This is a genomic window from Rhizobium sp. BK060, assembly GCF_014193145.1.
Taxonomy (GTDB): Bacteria; Pseudomonadota; Alphaproteobacteria; order Rhizobiales; family Rhizobiaceae; genus Rhizobium.
This window is the reverse complement of sequence record NZ_JACHYW010000028.1, coordinates 1-14,714: the sequence shown is the minus strand read 5'-3', so window position 1 is coordinate 14,714 and position 14,714 is coordinate 1. Positions and strand designations below refer to the sequence as shown.

Below are 14,714 nucleotides of genomic sequence, written 5' to 3'. Positions count from 1 at the left end.
CAAGAACACGTCAGGCGATGCGGATCGGCGTAAATTTCGCAAGGATGCGATCGGCGAGCGCGATTGCCTGCGCGCGCTGCTCGGTAATCGAACTCGATTCCCATGCGACGCCACGCAGCGGATGCCCTATCGCGCTGAGATTGCGATGAACACGACCTTCCTCATTGACGAGGTCCCCCTCGGATGTCGCATCGATACCATAGCCCGTGCTGTGGGGCCGGACCTCGCCATTTGCAAGCAGGCTCTTGACGAAGGGATCTGCAATCTGCCGCCAATCGTGTAACTGATGACCGCGGCAGTCGATGACACCATCAAACCTCGCGTTCTCGATGCCCGTTCTTGTCCCCAGTTGGGCGACGATTTGGTCTCCCTCGACGGCAAAGCCAAGCAGACGAGCGCGACCGTACGCCAGACGGTCTTCGGCGATCACGGTCTCGATCGTCGTATGGCTCTCCGGCGCCGATCGGTGCGCCGTAACATCCCAGAAGGCCCGTAGATGCCTGGTAAAGCGCAATCGCTCACGATCACTCGCGCCCTGCCACAGGGACGGGATATGGGGTCGGATCGCGAGCGGTAGGCCCTGCCAGTCGGCACCGGCTGCCGAAATGGCACGCCGTTCCGCCTTCACGCGCGACAGCAGTTCTCGAGCAGTTGCGGGCAACGGGCCATCGGCGAGAAAATCGCGCGCTGCATCGACAGTCCTACGGCCTTCCACGAATTGACCTCGGCGCGATATCACCCGATAGCGGCCGCGATAACCCCTCGCCTCCATGCTGGCAACGGCGTCGACCATCGACAGGCTGGAACCGATAAGGAGAATCTCTTCGCAGCCAGTCAGGCGCTCCAGGGCATCTCCATCCCACGGATTGGCGGCAAAGCGTGCATGACGAGCAAGGGCACTCTCAGCGGCCGGGAGCCGCGGCTGGAAGACGCCAAGTGCCAGGACCGCTTCATCGGCTTCGACGGTGGTACCGTCAGCCGTTGTGATACGGATCCGGTGCGGTGTTGCAACCAGTGCGGATGCCGATGCCCTGATATGCCGAAGCGTAGAACCGAGCCGCGCGGTGGCACCGGCGCGGGCAAGCTCGTCGCGGACATAAGTTCCGTAGAGATGACGCGGCGGGCTGCTTGAGCCCACCTCGGCAGGAGGCACCCAGCCGTTGGCCGGACCGTTCTCGACAAGCCAGCGCGACAGATGGCCGGGGTCTTCGGGATAGAGGGAGAAGATTTCCGCCGGCCCGTTGACCAGATGGACAGGGTCGGTGGTGCTGTAGGCGACGCCCCGGCCGAGCTCCTCTCGCCGCTCGACGATCGTGATCGCCAGGGGCACTTCGGTTCGCTCCAACAATTTCAGCGCAATCAGCGCCCCGGCAAAACCGCCGCCGACGATGGCAACCGAATGGTGCGGAATACGATCAATGCGCAATGAACCTCCTCCCCGATCGTGACGATAGGGCTTGGTGTATCGTGGGGTGAAATCGGCCTGCTGACGCAAGCCGGGAAAACGTCGCTACGCGATCAAGCGGTTACCACCGAGGCGGCGGAGATTTCAGAAGACCTTGCCTTCCTCCAGATGCGTCGTGATTCCGTTGATGTAATAGTCGCCGACCACCCTCGCCTTGTGCAGCAGCGGGTTGTGATTGAGCACCGTGCGGATGTTGCGCCAGTGCCGGTCGAGATTGAGATGGCGCGACGTCGCAGAGCCGCCGCCGAGCTCGAAGACATTGGTGGCCGCCGCCAGCGCAATCTGCGAGGTGACGATCTGGCTGCGCGCGGTCGTCAGCGCACTTTCGACCAATGCGGCTTCGATACTCTCGGCATCGCCGACTGAAAAGGCCGCCGCCGTGCGGTCCAATGCGCGAGCAGCTTCGCGGATCAACGTGTCTACGGCAAAGGAGCCGGCTGCGATCTCGCCCAGCACCTTCTGCACGAAGGGATCCGCATTCGCCGTCTCGGCTGCGCTGTGGGCCGCTGACCGCGCTTGCCGGCGCACGTACTCGGTGCCCTCCTCAAGCGCGCCGCGCACCGCGCCCGCCATCGAGGCGGCCAGATGGAGCTGGCGCAACGTTGATGTGTGGCGGCCGACGAGTGTATTGAGACCCCGCTTCGAAATTTCGTGCGGCAGCACCTCGACGTCTTCCAGCAGGACACCGCCACTCGCCGTCAGGCGCTGGCCCATGCCCTCCCAGTCGTCGAGAATGGCGATGCCCTTGCGGTCAACCGGCAGGAGCACGCTGACAAGATCGCCTTCGTCGTTTTTGGCACTGAAGGAGGCAAAGTCAGAAAAGGCGGTTCCAGTCGCGTACCACTTGCGGCCGTTCAGACGATAGCCATCGCCTGCCCTTGTCAAACGTGTCGTCACTTCACCTGGCCGCTTGGTGCCCTGCTCGGTATGAGCCCCACCGAAAAGCTTGCCGGAGAGAACGCGGCCGAGCTGTGTGCGGTCGATTGCGGTATTGGGGCTGAGGATAAGGCTCTCGGTGAAATTGAAATGGCTGCGCAGCGCGTGGGCGACATTCGAATCTGCCGCTCCAATCGCCATGATCGTTTCGATGTAGTCGGCAACGGATCCACCGGGACCGCCGAGCGCCACGGGAATACGCAGTGCACCCAGCCCGGCTTCCTTGAACAGGCGAAAGGCATCAAATGGAAGCTCCCTTTCCAGATCGCGTCTTGCCGCCTCTTTGGAAATTTCAGCTGCCAGTGCCGGAATTTTTGCCAATAGCTTCGAGAGATCGTTCACCTCCTCCGCAGGCGTCGGAGTGGTAGACGGTGCTGAAGGAGCGGTATTCGGCATGCAGGAACCTTCTCGGCCAAAGGAAAGAGATGGAGGGATCCACCGGCAAGGCGGATCCCTCGTGTCATGCTCAGGCAACAGCGCGCGTCAGCGGCACCACATTATCCGCACCTCCCGCGGCACTACGCGGCACGCGACCTTCGACCGGATGGCTTGGATCGTTGAAGCCGGGCGTCGAGGGATGGCCCGTCGTGACCAATCGGTCGACCAGCGCCTCATCTTCGGCATCGAGCTTGACGTCGAGCGCGCGGATGTAGCTGTCCCAATGATCTTCCGTGCGCGGGCCAGTGATGGCCGCCGAGATCAGCTGATTGTTCAGCACCCAGGCGAGCGCGAACTCCGTCGGCGAAATCCCCTTGCGAGTAGCATGAGCGGCGATCTCAGAAGCAATGGCAATCGATTCAGGACGCCATTCCGTCTCCAGGATGCGCTTGTCTCCGCGACCGGCACGTGTGTCGGCCGCCGGCTCCTTGCCCGGTTCGTACTTGCCGGTCAGGACACCACGAGCAAGCGGCGAATAGGAAACGACGCCCAGACCGTAGTGATGAGCTGCCGGCAATTGCTCGGCTTCGGCCGTACGGTTGACGATGTTGTAAAGCGGCTGGCTTGCCACCGGACGATCGATGCCGAGTTGATCGGCCAGATGTGCGATCTCGGCGATGCGCCAGCCCCGGAAGTTCGAGACACCGAAATAACGCAGCTTGCCGGCGCGGATCAGATCGGCGATCGCGCGCACCGGCTCTTCTAGCGGCGCGTCGAAGACGGCCCGGTGGAAGTAGAGGATGTCGATATAGTCGGTGTTGAGGCGGCGTAGCGAATTCTCGACGGTCTCGATCACCCACTTGCGGGAGTGGCCACCAAGGTTCGGGCCCTTCTTGTGCGAGTTGACGAACTTCGTCGCCAGAACCCAGTGATCGCGGTGCGCCTTGATGCCTTTGCCGACGACCTCTTCCGACTTGCCATCGTGATAGACATCAGCCGTATCGATGAAGTTGATCCCCTGCTCGCGCGCTTTGTCGATGATGCGGAACGCGACGTCATCCGGCGTCGGCCCACCGAACATCATGGTTCCGAGGCTGAGCGGTGATATCTTTAGCGCGCTGCGCCCGAGATAACGATAATCGACCATTTCATTCTCCTGTTACTGAGCGTGGTGGCAGGCGGCGGCATGGCCGCTGCCGAACTGGCGCAATGCCGGGTCTTCGGCCCGGCAGATATCGGTGGCGAGCAGACAGCGCGTATGGAAATGGCAGCCGGCAGGCGGATTGTGCGGGCTCGGCAGATCACCTGTGATGGGGGCGGCCTGCTTGCGCCGCGACGGGTCGGGAACGGCGGCAAGCAGCGCTTGCGTGTAAGGATGCTTCGCATTGTTCCAGAGCTCACTTGTCGAGGCACTCTCGACGATGCGGCCGAGATACATGACGAGCACGCGATCGGCGAAATAGCGAACCACCGAAAGATCGTGGGAGATGAAGAGGTAGGACAGCGATAGCTCCATCTTCATTTCCACCAGCAGGTTGAGGATCTGCGCCTGAATGGAAAGATCGAGCGCCGAGACCGGCTCATCGCAGATGACGAGCTTCGGCCGCAGGATCAGGGCGCGAGCAATCCCGATACGCTGCCGCTGGCCTCCGGAGAATTCGTGGGGATAACGGTCGAGCGCATCAGGCGGCAGGCCGACATGGGCGACCATCTCAGCCGCGATCGCTTCGCGACGCTTACGCTCGCCAATCCCATGGACAGCGAGAGGCGCTGTGAGGATGGTGCGGATCGTCTGCCTGGGATTGAGGGAGGCGAACGGATCCTGGAAGATCATCTGGATGCTGCGGCGGACGGATCGCAGCTCCCTTTCTGACATGGCGGTGACGTCTCTGCCTTTGAAGGTGACGCTACCTGAGGATGGGTCGACGAGCCGCACCAGCGATTTGCCGAGCGTGGACTTGCCGCAGCCGGACTCACCGACCAGCGCAACTGTCTCGCCTTCGGCGATCTCCAGCGAGACACCATCTACGGCGCGCACGGTGCCGCCGGTTCCGGAATAGTGGGTCGCAAGCCGATCAACCGACAGGAGCGACATGAGCGACCTCCGCAATTGCTGCAACATAGGGGCACGCAACCTGCCGTCCGGCGGGAAGTGCAATGAGTTGAGGCACAGTCAAGCTGCAGGCCGGCCGGGCGGCGGGACACCGCGGGCGGAACGAACAGCCCTTCTCGCCCGCCGCCGAAACAATCGAGCCCGGGATCTCCGAAAGCGGCCCGTCGCGATAGTGGTAGTCCGCCTTCAGGCGCGGCGAGGCCGAAAGCAGACCATGTGTGTAGGGGTGGTAGGGCGTCTCGAACACCTGATCGGGCAACCCCTCCTCGATCTTGCGTCCGGCATACATGACAACGACGCGGTCAGCCCATTGCGCGACGATGCCGAGATCATGCGTAATCAGGATGACAGCCATGTTCAGCTGGGCGCGGAGGTTGTCGAGCAACTGCAACACCTGCGCCTGTATAGTCACGTCGAGGGCGGTCGTCGCCTCATCAGCGATCAGCAGTTTCGGATTGCAGGCAACGGCAATCGCGATCATCACGCGCTGGCGCATGCCGCCGGAGAGCTGATGTGGATATTCGTCGATACGACGGGCCGCTTCCGGAATACTGACAAGGTCCAATAGCGCGATAGCACGCTCCCGAGCCTGACGCCGAGTGAGATTTTCATGAATGCGCAGCACCTCGATGATCTGGTCGCCGATCGTCAGCACCGGATTGAGCGACGTCATCGGCTCCTGAAAGATCATCGCGATGTCGCGGCCGCGGACGCGGCGCAGTTCCCACTCGGAAAGGCCGACAAGATCGCGACCACCGAAGAGGATCTGTCCGCCGACGCGAGCCTGCCGCGGCAGCAATCCCATCAGACCGAGTGCTGTGAGCGACTTGCCTGAGCCCGATTCCCCGACGATCGCCAGCATCTCACCCGGATTGGCCGAAAAGCTGACGCCCTTCACAGGCTCGGCGGACGCAAAGCGCACCGAGAAGTCGGAAACCTCCAGAAGCTTCGCCATCAGCGATCCTCCGAAAAGCGCGGATTGAGCGCGTCGTTGAGACCATCGCCAATCAGATTGAGCGCAAGCACGGTGAAGACGATCGCAAGCCCAGGCAGCGCCGTCAGATACCAGGCGGTGCGGATGACGTCGCGGCCGGCACCGATCATCGAGCCCCAGGAAACGCGGTTGGGGTCGCCAAGCCCCATGAAGGAGAGCGCCGACTCCATCAGAATGGCGCTAGCCACCATGACAGAGGAGGTGACGATCAGCGGCGGCAGCGCATTGGGGAGGATCTCGCGGAAAATGATACGGGCGTGACCGAAGCCGAGGCTGCGGGCGGCAAGCACATAGTCCTTCTCGCGGATGGTCCTGAATTCGGCGCGTGTCAGCCGTGCGACCGTCGGCCAGCTGACGATTGCGATCGCAACGGTAACCGTCGCAGTGGTCGGCTGGGCAATGGCCACGAGGACCACAAGCAGCACGAAACTTGGAATGGTCTGGAAGATCTCGATGAACTTGACGAGGACATCATCGACCAGACCGCCGAAGTATCCCGCGACGGCGCCGATGGCGATCCCCGCCGTCAGCCCGAGTGCTGTGGCCGCAAGCCCGACAGTCAGCGATATCCGCGCCCCGTGCACGATGCCGGCCAGCACATCGCGCCCCATGGAATCGGTGCCGAGCGGATAGGCGGGATTCTGGCCGGGCCAGAGGAACGGTCGCGCCACCATTTCCAACGGGTCGCCCGGGTAGAGAAGCGGTGCGAACAGCGCTGACAGAGCAACGAGGAGAAGGATAGCCGTGCCAAAGAGCGCATTGTAGTTGGCGAGGAAGACCTTCAGCTCCCGGCGCATGCCGCGCCAGGCCGGGCCCGACACCGAGGCGCGCACGTCAGGGGCGTGAATATGTGTCCAGCGCGGCTGCTTGGGCGTTTCCGAGGCTGGTTGGCTAGCCTCGATCTTTGCCTGCGGCGCAAAATCGATCGCCTGGCCGGCCAGTGTTCCAAGTTTTCGACTGTTCATCGACTTGCTCCAATTCGGGGATCGATCCACGCCTGCAAGAGGTCGACGGCTGCGTTCGCGACAATCACGAGGAAGGATGAAAGAAGCAGGATGCCGAGCAGCACGCTGAAATCGCGCGCCATGACGGCCTCGAACGCCAGGCGTCCGAGCCCCGGCCAGCTATAGACGGTCTCGACCACGACCGCGCCGCCAAGCATGCCGCCAAAGTGCATTCCGGCCATCGTGGTGATCGGGATGAGAGCATTGCGCAGGACGTGTCGTGTAGTCAGCACGAACGGCGAGACACCCTTGGCGCGCGCGGTGCGCACGAAGTCCTGCGACTTGACCTCCAGCATCGAGGCTCGTGTCAGGCGAGCATAGATCGCGAGATAGAAGAGTGCGAGGGAGGTCGCCGGCAATACCATGTAGCGCGCCCTGTCCAGCAACTCCGGCAATCCCGTCAGTCGCGAGCCGATCGTGCTGTCGCCCCCGCTCGGCAACCAGCCGAGCTTGACCGAGAAGAGAAGGATCAGCATCAGGCCGATCCAGAAGCCGGGGATCGAATAGAAGAGCAGCGAGATGACGGAAATGATGCGATCCGGCAGGCGCCCGGAAAACGCCGCCATCAGCGAACCGAGCAGCAGTCCGACGGCAATTGCAATCGCCAGCGCTGCCAGCATGAGCACGAGAGTGCCGGGTAGCCGCTGACCGATCAGATCGGCGACGGGCATGCCGTAGCGCGGCGAAAAGCCAAGGCTGAAATGCGCGAGGTTGTTCAGATAGTTGGCGAGCTGAACAAGGATCGGGTTATCGAGCCCGAAGCGCTCGCGCAGTGCGGCCATGGTCTCGACTGTCGCCGACCCCGATTCCGCCGCCATGACATCTGCCGCATCGCCGGGTGCCAGCTTCAGCAGGAAGAAATTCAGGATGACGATCCCGAGCATGGTCGGGACAGCCTGAATGATCGTCCTGCTGATCGTTCTGGCGATCCGCCTGTAAGCCGACATGTGCCCCACCTCGCGATATGAAAATATTCCACCTCGACCCGTTGCTTAGTAGTTGACTAATTCTGTGTGTTTTGTCAAATACATATTGGTAAATAATTCCAACATCATCGAAATATTGATGACTTTTAGAAAAACTGTACCGAGCATGGCTTACGTATGGAATTTTATGTCCCTTCTCCGCCAAGGGCTGGCAAAAATCTCTACGCCGGAAGCGATCTGCGGAATAGCACCGACGCGGCCCACAGCGGCCTAAAGATCATGAGGGTTGAACACATGTCACTATTCCCGGCACCCACGCGCCGCAACTTTCTTCTTGCCTCGGTCGCAATTGGCGTCACGGCGGCAGCACGGCTTCCGGCCTTTGCAGCTGCGACGCGAGGAGGCACGGCAACGCTGCTGCTTTCGGCAGAACCGCCTGTCCTGACGACGATCGCGCATACTGCGTTCAACGCCGTCTACGTCTCGCCGAAGACGACGGAAGGACTTCTGACTTACGACTTCGAACTCAATCCGAAGCCGTTGCTGGCCAAAGAATGGAGCGTCAGCCCCGATGGACTGACCTACACGTTCAAGCTGCGCGAGAGTGTGAAATGGCACGACGGACAGCCCTTCACCTCAGCCGATGTCGCCTTCTCGATCAAAACCCTGAAGGAGGTGCATCCGCGTGGGCGCAACACTTTCCTCAATCTCGTCGACATCGAAACGCCCGACGCGCAGACCGCCATCTTGAAGCTGTCCAAGCCGGCACCCTACCTGATCACGGCTCTTGCAGCGTCGGAAACGCCGATCGTGCCGCGCCATATCTATGAGGGAACCAAGGTCGCGGAGAACCCGGCCAATCTGGCGCCGATCGGAACCGGTCCTTTCAAGTTCAAGGAGTGGGTGCGCGGCAGCCACATTGTGTATGAACGCAACCCCGACTATTGGGACCAGCCCCGCCCCTATCTTGATCAGCTGATCGTTCGCTTCATTCCGGATGCGGCCGCTCGTTCGATCGCGATCGAGACCGGCGAAATCGACCTCGCGCCCTCAACACCGGTACCACTCAGCGACCTCGAGCGGCTGAAGAGTGTCGAAGCGCTCGCCTTCGAGACCAATGGCTATCAATATCAAAACGGCGTCAGCCGCATCGAATTCAACCTCGAGCGGCCCTTCTTCAAGGATGTGCGGGTGCGCCGCGCCTTCGCCCATGTGATCGATCGCAACGTCATCCTCAATACCATCAACTACGGCTATGGCGCCGCCATCCCAGGCCCGATCAATCCCAACCTTGCAAAATGGTATGTGCCGGATCTCAAGACATTTCCGATCAATCTCGCCGCGGCCGAGAAACTTCTTGATGAGGCCGGCTACCCACGCGGCGCCGATGGCATACGCGCCCGCATCAATCTCGACTATGTGCCAAGTGGCGAGACCTATCCGCGTGGCTCAGAGTATATTCGCCAGGCGCTCGCCAAGGTCGGTATCGATGCCACCGTTCGCAGCCAGGATTTCGCAACATACACGAAGCGCATCTACACCGACCGCGATTTCGACTTCGCGTTCGAGGGCATGAGCAACCTCTTCGATCCTACGGTTGGCGTGCAACGCCTCTACTGGAGCAAGAACTTCAAGCCGGGCGTCCCCTTCTCAAACGGAGCAGCCTACAGCAACCCCAAGGTCGACCAACTGCTCGAAGCGGCGGCCATCGAGGTCGATCCGGCGAAGCGCGTCGAGCAATGGCGCGAGATACAGCAGATCCTGGTCGAGGACGTGCCGGCGATCGACATCGTCAGCCAGCCGGAACTGACGATCTACAACAAGCGCATCTCCGATCACACGGTCGGCGGCGAAGGCGTCGCAGGCAGTCTCGCCTACGCCTACGTCGCAGCATCCTGATCCCCAGACAAACGGGAGCACATTCATGTCCATTCAACACCGTCCCGGATCGATCGTCGGCCTGCCGAAATTTACGGCCCCGACCGACTTTCCGCAAAGCCCCCTGTCGCAGGCGCTCAAGCAGCCGGTTCTTCTCGGCCTCTTCCTGCCGATCCAGGCCGGCGGCTGGACGCAATCAACGCTGGAAAGATCGACCGACTGGCGTTTCGACTACAACAAGGCCCTGACGCTGAAGGCTGAGGAACTCGGTTTCGATCTCGTCTTTGCGTTGTCGCAATGGCTGCCGAAAGGCGGCTATGGCGGCGTCTTCGACGGCCAGGCACTGGACAGCTTCGTATCGATTGCAGCGTTGGCGGGCCTTACCAGGAAGATCATGCTGATCTCGACCATGCATGTGCTTTACGGCCCGTGGCATCCCCTGCATCTGGCAAAATTCGGGGCAACGCTGGACCACATCACCGGCGGGCGCTGGGGCATCAACGTGGTAACGGGCCACCGGGCCGTCGAGCACGAGATGTTCGGCTGGCCCCGTATCGAACACGACAAACGTTACGAGCTGGCAGCCGAATTCCTTGAAGTTGTTCAGCGCCTCTGGAGCGACAGCGAGAACTTCTCCTTCGAAGGCGAAAGCAGCTGGAAGCTCGGTGGTGGTTTCGTCACGCCGAAGCCCAATTTCGGCCGTCCGATCCTCGTAAACGCAACCGGCTCCGACGCCGGGATCGCTTTTGCCGGCCGCTATTCGGACATCGTCTTCATCACCAGCCCGACCGGCGCCGATATCGACAGCGCATTGCAGTCACTGCCAGCGCATACGAAGCGGGTCAAGGACGCGGCAATTGGAGTCGGGCGCACCGTCCGCACGCTGCTCAATCCGATGGTGATCTGCCGGCCAACGGAGAAAGAGGCCTGGGAGCTGGCCGACCGCATCGTTGCGCATGCGGATCAGCGCTCGCCCCAGGGATTCCAGTCTCTGAACTCGGATGCGCATGCCTGGAAGGGACGCGATCCGCAGGATCCCTATCGCGCCATCGGCGGCAACATCCGTGTTATCGGCTCACCCGAACAGGTGGTCGATCAGTTCGTCAAGCTGAAGGAAGCCGGCGTGGACGGCCTGCAGCTCAGCTTTTTCGACTTCCGCGACGATCTCGAATTCTTCGGCTCGGACGTCCTGCCCCTGATGAAGCAAGCCGGCCTGCGTTACTGAGGAGAGCATCATGACAAGCAATGCCATTTCCGAAATCTGGTACACGCGCTGCCCCGTGCCGACACCTGTCGGCCTTGCCGCTCAGCTCGGCTATCTCGAGGAAAACTTCCGCAAGGAAGGCGTGACGCTGAAATCGATCATCGATTCGCCCGACCGCAGTATCCGCCAGAGCCATTTCAATCACACGCTCGACTGGTCGTTCCGCCATGGTGGCAACGTCCCGCCGATCCGCGCGCGCTCGGAGGGGCGCAAGATACGCCTCGTCGGCATCACTTGGACCGATGAGTTTCAGGCGATCATCACGCTGCCGGAGACCGGCATAAAGACGACAAAGGATCTGAAGGGACGCCGCTTTGGCATTGCCCGTCGGCCGGAGGGGATCGTTGATTTCATGCGCGCCACCGCACTGAAGGGGCTCCTTTCGGCACTTTCGCTCGAAAGCCTGGCGCTTAGCGATGTCGAGATCATCGATATCGCGCTTTCAGATTCCGTGCTTTCGACGCAGGAAGGCCCATCGCTCTTCGGGCTGAAGCGCCGGCAGGCCTATGGCGAGGAGGTTGCGGCGCTTATCCGCGGCGAGGTAGATGCTATCTATGTAAAGGGAACGGCGGGCATCAATGTCGCCAACCTGATCGGTGCCGTCCAGGTGAGCGAGTTCGGCTTTCATCCCGATCCGAAGATCCGCATCAACTCCGGTTCGCCGCGCGTCCTGACAGTGGACGAACTGCTGGCCGACGAGCGCCCCGATCTCGTTGCTCGCCTGCTGGAATCGATCGTCAAGGCAAGCGCATGGGCCGAAGCCCATCCTGACGAAACGAGACGCTTCGTCGCTCGCGAAGCTGGCGCCACCGAGGAGCAGGTGCTAGCCGCCAACGGTCCCGACATCCACAAGCACCTTGGCCTTGGTCTTCAGCCCGAGCTGGTGGATGCGATCGGCCACTACAAGGACTTCCTGCGCGATTTCGGCTTTCTCGCCGCCGACTTCGATATCGCCGACTGGGTCGACCGCAGCCACATCGACGGCCTCGACCGGCGCGCTGTAGCCTGAACCAAAGGACGTTCGATATCATGCTTCAGGAAATGATCGACCCCGTCGGCAAGGCACGGCGGCTTGCCGTTGATTTTGCCGAGCGCGCCGCCCATCATGACGCGACAGGAGAATTTCCATTTGAAAATTTCAACCGTCTGTTCGAGGCTGGGCTGCTCGGCCTTGTGACCGCACGCGAACATGGTGGCCAAGGCGGCGGACTTACCGAAGCACAGGCGGTGGTGAGCGAAATCGCGCGCGGCGAACCCTCGACCGCGCTCGTTCTCGCGATGCATTACAACAACCACTACAGCCTTCGCCGCTACGGCAAATGGCCGCCCCATCTTGCCGAACGAGTGCTGACCGCAAACCAACTTGGCCCGGCGCTGATCAACGCCGCCCAGGCCGAGCCGCGCATCGGCTCGCCCGCACACGGGTCACTGCCCGAGACGATCGCGCGCCGTGACGGTGACACTTGGCGCATTACCGGCCACAAGAGCTACGTCACCGGCATACCGGTCCTCAAATGGGTGTCACTACTGGCACTCACCGATGAGAAGGAGCCACGCCTGGCTTCCTTCCTCGTCCCCACGGACAGTCCAGGCCTGCGCGTTGAAAAGACGTGGAATGCCGCAGGTATGCATGCAACGGCTAGCGACGATGTGGTTCTCGATGACGTCGTCGTTCCGCTGGACGACATGATCGAATCGCAACCCGCATCCGAGCCGCTGCGCCGCGAAGAGCACGCGACAGCCTTCTTCTTCTCGCTGCTCGGCGCCGTATACCACGGCGTGGCACTTTCTGCCCGCGACCGCGTCCTCGCCTTCGCCGCCCACCATACGCCGGCCAGCCTCGGTTCACCGATCGCGACCCTGCCTCGGATCCAGGATGGACTGGGCGAGATCGAAGTCCGGCTTGCAACCAATGCCAGATTACTGCGCTCCCTCGGTGAAGACGTCGATGCCGGCAAATCGGTGGGAATGGACGGCATGAATGTCCGCCACGTTGTGATCGACAACGCCGTTACAATTACCAGCCTCGCCCTGGAGCTCGCTGGAAACCCCGGCCTGAATCGCGATTTTCAACTCGAGCGCCATCATCGCGACGCCATCACCGCCCGTTCGCACGCGCCGCAAAACCATATGATCAGAACGATTGCCGCCCGCAATGCGCTCAGCCGTGTTGCGTCGCCATAGAAGGCCGATCAGCGGCCGGCATCACGGCCACGGCCTTACGTTTCACTTTCACAAGTGCAGGCAGAACATGAGCAAAGACAGCGAATTTCTCTGGTACATACCAAATGACGTCAGGGCGGGCCACCGCGGCGACACAGCGGTCGAAAACCACAACAGCCTGGCGACGTTGACGGAACAGGCCAGGGCACTCGAAGAGCATGGCTGGAAAGGCGCGCTTATAGGAACCGGTTGGGGCAGGCCAGACACCTTCACCGTTGCGGCCTCGCTTACCGCCCGCACCACGAGTTTTGAACCGCTTATCGCGATCCGCCCGGGTTACTGGCGGCCGGCGAACTTCGCCTCGGCCGCCGCCACACTTGATCACCTGACCGGCGGGCGTGTGCGCGTCAATATCGTGTCCGGTCTCGACAATCTCCCCGCCTATGGCGATCAGGAGGGAGATCAAGCACAGCGCTACGCCCGCACCAGGGAATTTATGCGACTGGTTCGCAAGCTCTGGACCGAAGAGAATGTCACCTTTGATGGCGAGCACTTTCGCGTTGGCGAGTCGACCGTCGTGCCACGCATCGAGATCCGCGGAGATCGCCGTCATCCGAAGATGTATTTCGGCGGCGCCTCGCAAGCGGCCGAAAGAGTGTCGGCGACCGAGGCCGATGTTCAGCTTTTCTGGGGAGAGCCGTTGGACGGCGTCCGCGAGCGGATCGAGCGTCTGAAGGTGTTAAGCCGGGAACTGGACCGCGACCTTCCTCCCCTGGAGTTCGGCCTGCGGATCACCACGCTGGTGCGCGATACCACCGAGCAGGCCTGGGCCGATGCCGAGGCCAAGGTTGCGCAAATGGCCAAAAGCAGCGGCGCCGGCTGGAGCGATCACCGCAGGGCAGTCGCGGTCGGTCAGCAGCGACTACTCGATCTGCATCAGGCCGGCGATGTCCTTGACGACAACCTCTATACCGCGCCCGGCAAATTCGGCGGCGGTGGCGCCGGCACGACCTGGCTGGTCGGCTCGGCAGCAGACGTCGCCCGCTCCCTACGCAAGTATCAGGATCTGGGCATCACGCACTTCGTGCTTTCCGACACGCCTTACCTGCCGGAAATCAGGCGACAGGGAAACCAGTTGCTGCCGCTTCTACGCAGTTGAGGGGCGGAGTGGTTAAAGAGTGTGGGGAACGCTCGATGTCGATCCTTGGCCGTTCCGAAAGTGTCTGGTCGGAATAGTCTTCTATCATCAGCCGGTTCTGCAGCTATATGACTGCCTTTCATCGCCGGGTTGAAGTAGGGCTTTAAGAAAAGCTGAACTGGAAGACGTCACGCGGTGTCGGATCGGCTATGCTTGGCGAAAAGTCCGCTTAAGGACATCAAGAAGAACCCGGCGTTCCTTGAGCAGAAGGCTTGCTTAAGGAACTCATGGGAGGGCCTGCGGCAACCGAAGCGGAGAAAGGGCAAAAGCCCCGACCGGGGCTTTTTTGGATTGGCGGGATTGGTTGCGGGGGCAGGATTTGAACCTGCGGCCTTCAGGTTATGAGCCTGACGAGCTACCGGGCTGCTCCACCCCGCGCCATCCGGGTGACGATT

12 protein-coding genes and 1 tRNA gene are annotated in these 14,714 nt (G+C 61.6%); 5 read left to right on the top strand and 8 right to left on the bottom strand.

From position 1 onward, the window contains the following. Positions 1–10 precede the first annotated feature (10 nt). The 7 genes from FHT71_RS24970 to FHT71_RS24940 form a co-directional block, all read right to left on the bottom strand. On the bottom strand, positions 11–1,426 hold the full coding sequence (locus FHT71_RS24970; RefSeq protein ID WP_132591543.1) for an FAD/NAD(P)-binding protein: 1,416 nt from the start codon (positions 1,424–1,426) through the stop codon (positions 11–13). Between the two features lie 123 nt (positions 1,427–1,549). Continuing rightward, positions 1,550–2,797, bottom strand: coding sequence for an acyl-CoA dehydrogenase family protein (locus FHT71_RS24965; RefSeq protein WP_132591541.1), 1,248 nt, complete (start codon positions 2,795–2,797; stop codon positions 1,550–1,552). Positions 2,798–2,867: 70 nt separating this feature from the next. Continuing rightward, positions 2,868–3,926, bottom strand: coding sequence for an aldo/keto reductase (locus tag FHT71_RS24960; protein ID WP_132591539.1), 1,059 nt, complete (start codon positions 3,924–3,926; stop codon positions 2,868–2,870). Between the two features lie 12 nt (positions 3,927–3,938). Next, positions 3,939–4,874 carry an oligopeptide/dipeptide ABC transporter ATP-binding protein gene (locus FHT71_RS24955; protein ID WP_183722471.1) on the bottom strand — a complete coding sequence of 312 codons (936 nt, stop codon included), beginning with the start codon at positions 4,872–4,874 and terminating at the stop codon, positions 3,939–3,941. Continuing rightward, a complete protein-coding gene (locus FHT71_RS24950) occupies positions 4,855–5,847 on the bottom strand; it encodes an ABC transporter ATP-binding protein (RefSeq protein WP_007794118.1) in 993 nt (330 codons plus the stop codon). Before FHT71_RS24950 ends, FHT71_RS24955 begins: the two co-directional genes overlap by 20 nt. After that, positions 5,847–6,851, bottom strand: a complete 1,005-nt coding sequence (locus FHT71_RS24945) for an ABC transporter permease (RefSeq protein ID WP_132591535.1) — start codon at positions 6,849–6,851, stop codon at positions 5,847–5,849. The genes FHT71_RS24950 and FHT71_RS24945 overlap by 1 nt, the downstream gene beginning before the upstream one ends. Continuing rightward, positions 6,848–7,837, bottom strand: a complete 990-nt coding sequence (locus FHT71_RS24940) for an ABC transporter permease (RefSeq protein ID WP_183722468.1) — start codon at positions 7,835–7,837, stop codon at positions 6,848–6,850. Before FHT71_RS24940 ends, FHT71_RS24945 begins: the two co-directional genes overlap by 4 nt. Before the next feature lie 273 nt (positions 7,838–8,110). Here FHT71_RS24940 and FHT71_RS24935 point away from each other — a divergent pair, with 273 nt between their 5' ends. The 5 genes from FHT71_RS24935 to FHT71_RS24915 all read left to right on the top strand — a co-directional run bounded on the left by FHT71_RS24935 (position 8,111) and on the right by FHT71_RS24915 (position 14,280). After that, a complete protein-coding gene (locus tag FHT71_RS24935) occupies positions 8,111–9,715 on the top strand; it encodes an ABC transporter substrate-binding protein (protein ID WP_183722465.1) in 1,605 nt (534 codons plus the stop codon). Between the two features lie 25 nt (positions 9,716–9,740). Next, a complete protein-coding gene (locus tag FHT71_RS24930; protein ID WP_132591529.1) occupies positions 9,741–10,919 on the top strand; it encodes an LLM class flavin-dependent oxidoreductase in 1,179 nt (392 codons plus the stop codon). A gap of 10 nt (positions 10,920–10,929) precedes the next feature. Next, on the top strand, positions 10,930–11,967 hold the full coding sequence (locus FHT71_RS24925; protein WP_183722462.1) for an ABC transporter substrate-binding protein: 1,038 nt from the start codon (positions 10,930–10,932) through the stop codon (positions 11,965–11,967). A gap of 20 nt (positions 11,968–11,987) precedes the next feature. After that, positions 11,988–13,142, top strand: a complete 1,155-nt coding sequence (locus FHT71_RS24920; protein WP_132591525.1) for an acyl-CoA dehydrogenase family protein — start codon at positions 11,988–11,990, stop codon at positions 13,140–13,142. Between the two features lie 67 nt (positions 13,143–13,209). Then, on the top strand, positions 13,210–14,280 hold the full coding sequence (locus tag FHT71_RS24915) for an LLM class flavin-dependent oxidoreductase (RefSeq protein WP_132591523.1): 1,071 nt from the start codon (positions 13,210–13,212) through the stop codon (positions 14,278–14,280). Between the two features lie 340 nt (positions 14,281–14,620). Here FHT71_RS24915 and FHT71_RS24910 read toward each other — a convergent pair. After that, positions 14,621–14,697, bottom strand: a tRNA-Met gene (locus tag FHT71_RS24910). Between the last annotated feature and the right edge of the window lie 17 nt (positions 14,698–14,714).

What these genes read in the sequence shown, in the direction of transcription:
- FHT71_RS24965 (WP_132591541.1), bottom strand. Translation starts at nt 2,797, where the DNA reads ATGCCGAATACCGCTCCTTCAGCACCGTCTACCACTCCGACGCCTGCG.
- FHT71_RS24960 (WP_132591539.1), bottom strand. Translation starts at nt 3,926, where the DNA reads ATGGTCGATTATCGTTATCTCGGGCGCAGCGCGCTAAAGATATCACCG.
- FHT71_RS24955 (WP_183722471.1), bottom strand. Translation starts at nt 4,874, where the DNA reads ATGTCGCTCCTGTCGGTTGATCGGCTTGCGACCCACTATTCCGGAACC.
- FHT71_RS24950 (WP_007794118.1), bottom strand. Translation starts at nt 5,847, where the DNA reads ATGGCGAAGCTTCTGGAGGTTTCCGACTTCTCGGTGCGCTTTGCGTCC.
- FHT71_RS24945 (WP_132591535.1), bottom strand. Translation starts at nt 6,851, where the DNA reads ATGAACAGTCGAAAACTTGGAACACTGGCCGGCCAGGCGATCGATTTT.
- FHT71_RS24940 (WP_183722468.1), bottom strand. Translation starts at nt 7,837, where the DNA reads ATGTCGGCTTACAGGCGGATCGCCAGAACGATCAGCAGGACGATCATT.
- FHT71_RS24935 (WP_183722465.1), top strand. Translation starts at nt 8,111, where the DNA reads ATGTCACTATTCCCGGCACCCACGCGCCGCAACTTTCTTCTTGCCTCG.
- FHT71_RS24930 (WP_132591529.1), top strand. Translation starts at nt 9,741, where the DNA reads ATGTCCATTCAACACCGTCCCGGATCGATCGTCGGCCTGCCGAAATTT.
- FHT71_RS24925 (WP_183722462.1), top strand. Translation starts at nt 10,930, where the DNA reads ATGACAAGCAATGCCATTTCCGAAATCTGGTACACGCGCTGCCCCGTG.
- FHT71_RS24920 (WP_132591525.1), top strand. Translation starts at nt 11,988, where the DNA reads ATGCTTCAGGAAATGATCGACCCCGTCGGCAAGGCACGGCGGCTTGCC.
- FHT71_RS24915 (WP_132591523.1), top strand. Translation starts at nt 13,210, where the DNA reads ATGAGCAAAGACAGCGAATTTCTCTGGTACATACCAAATGACGTCAGG.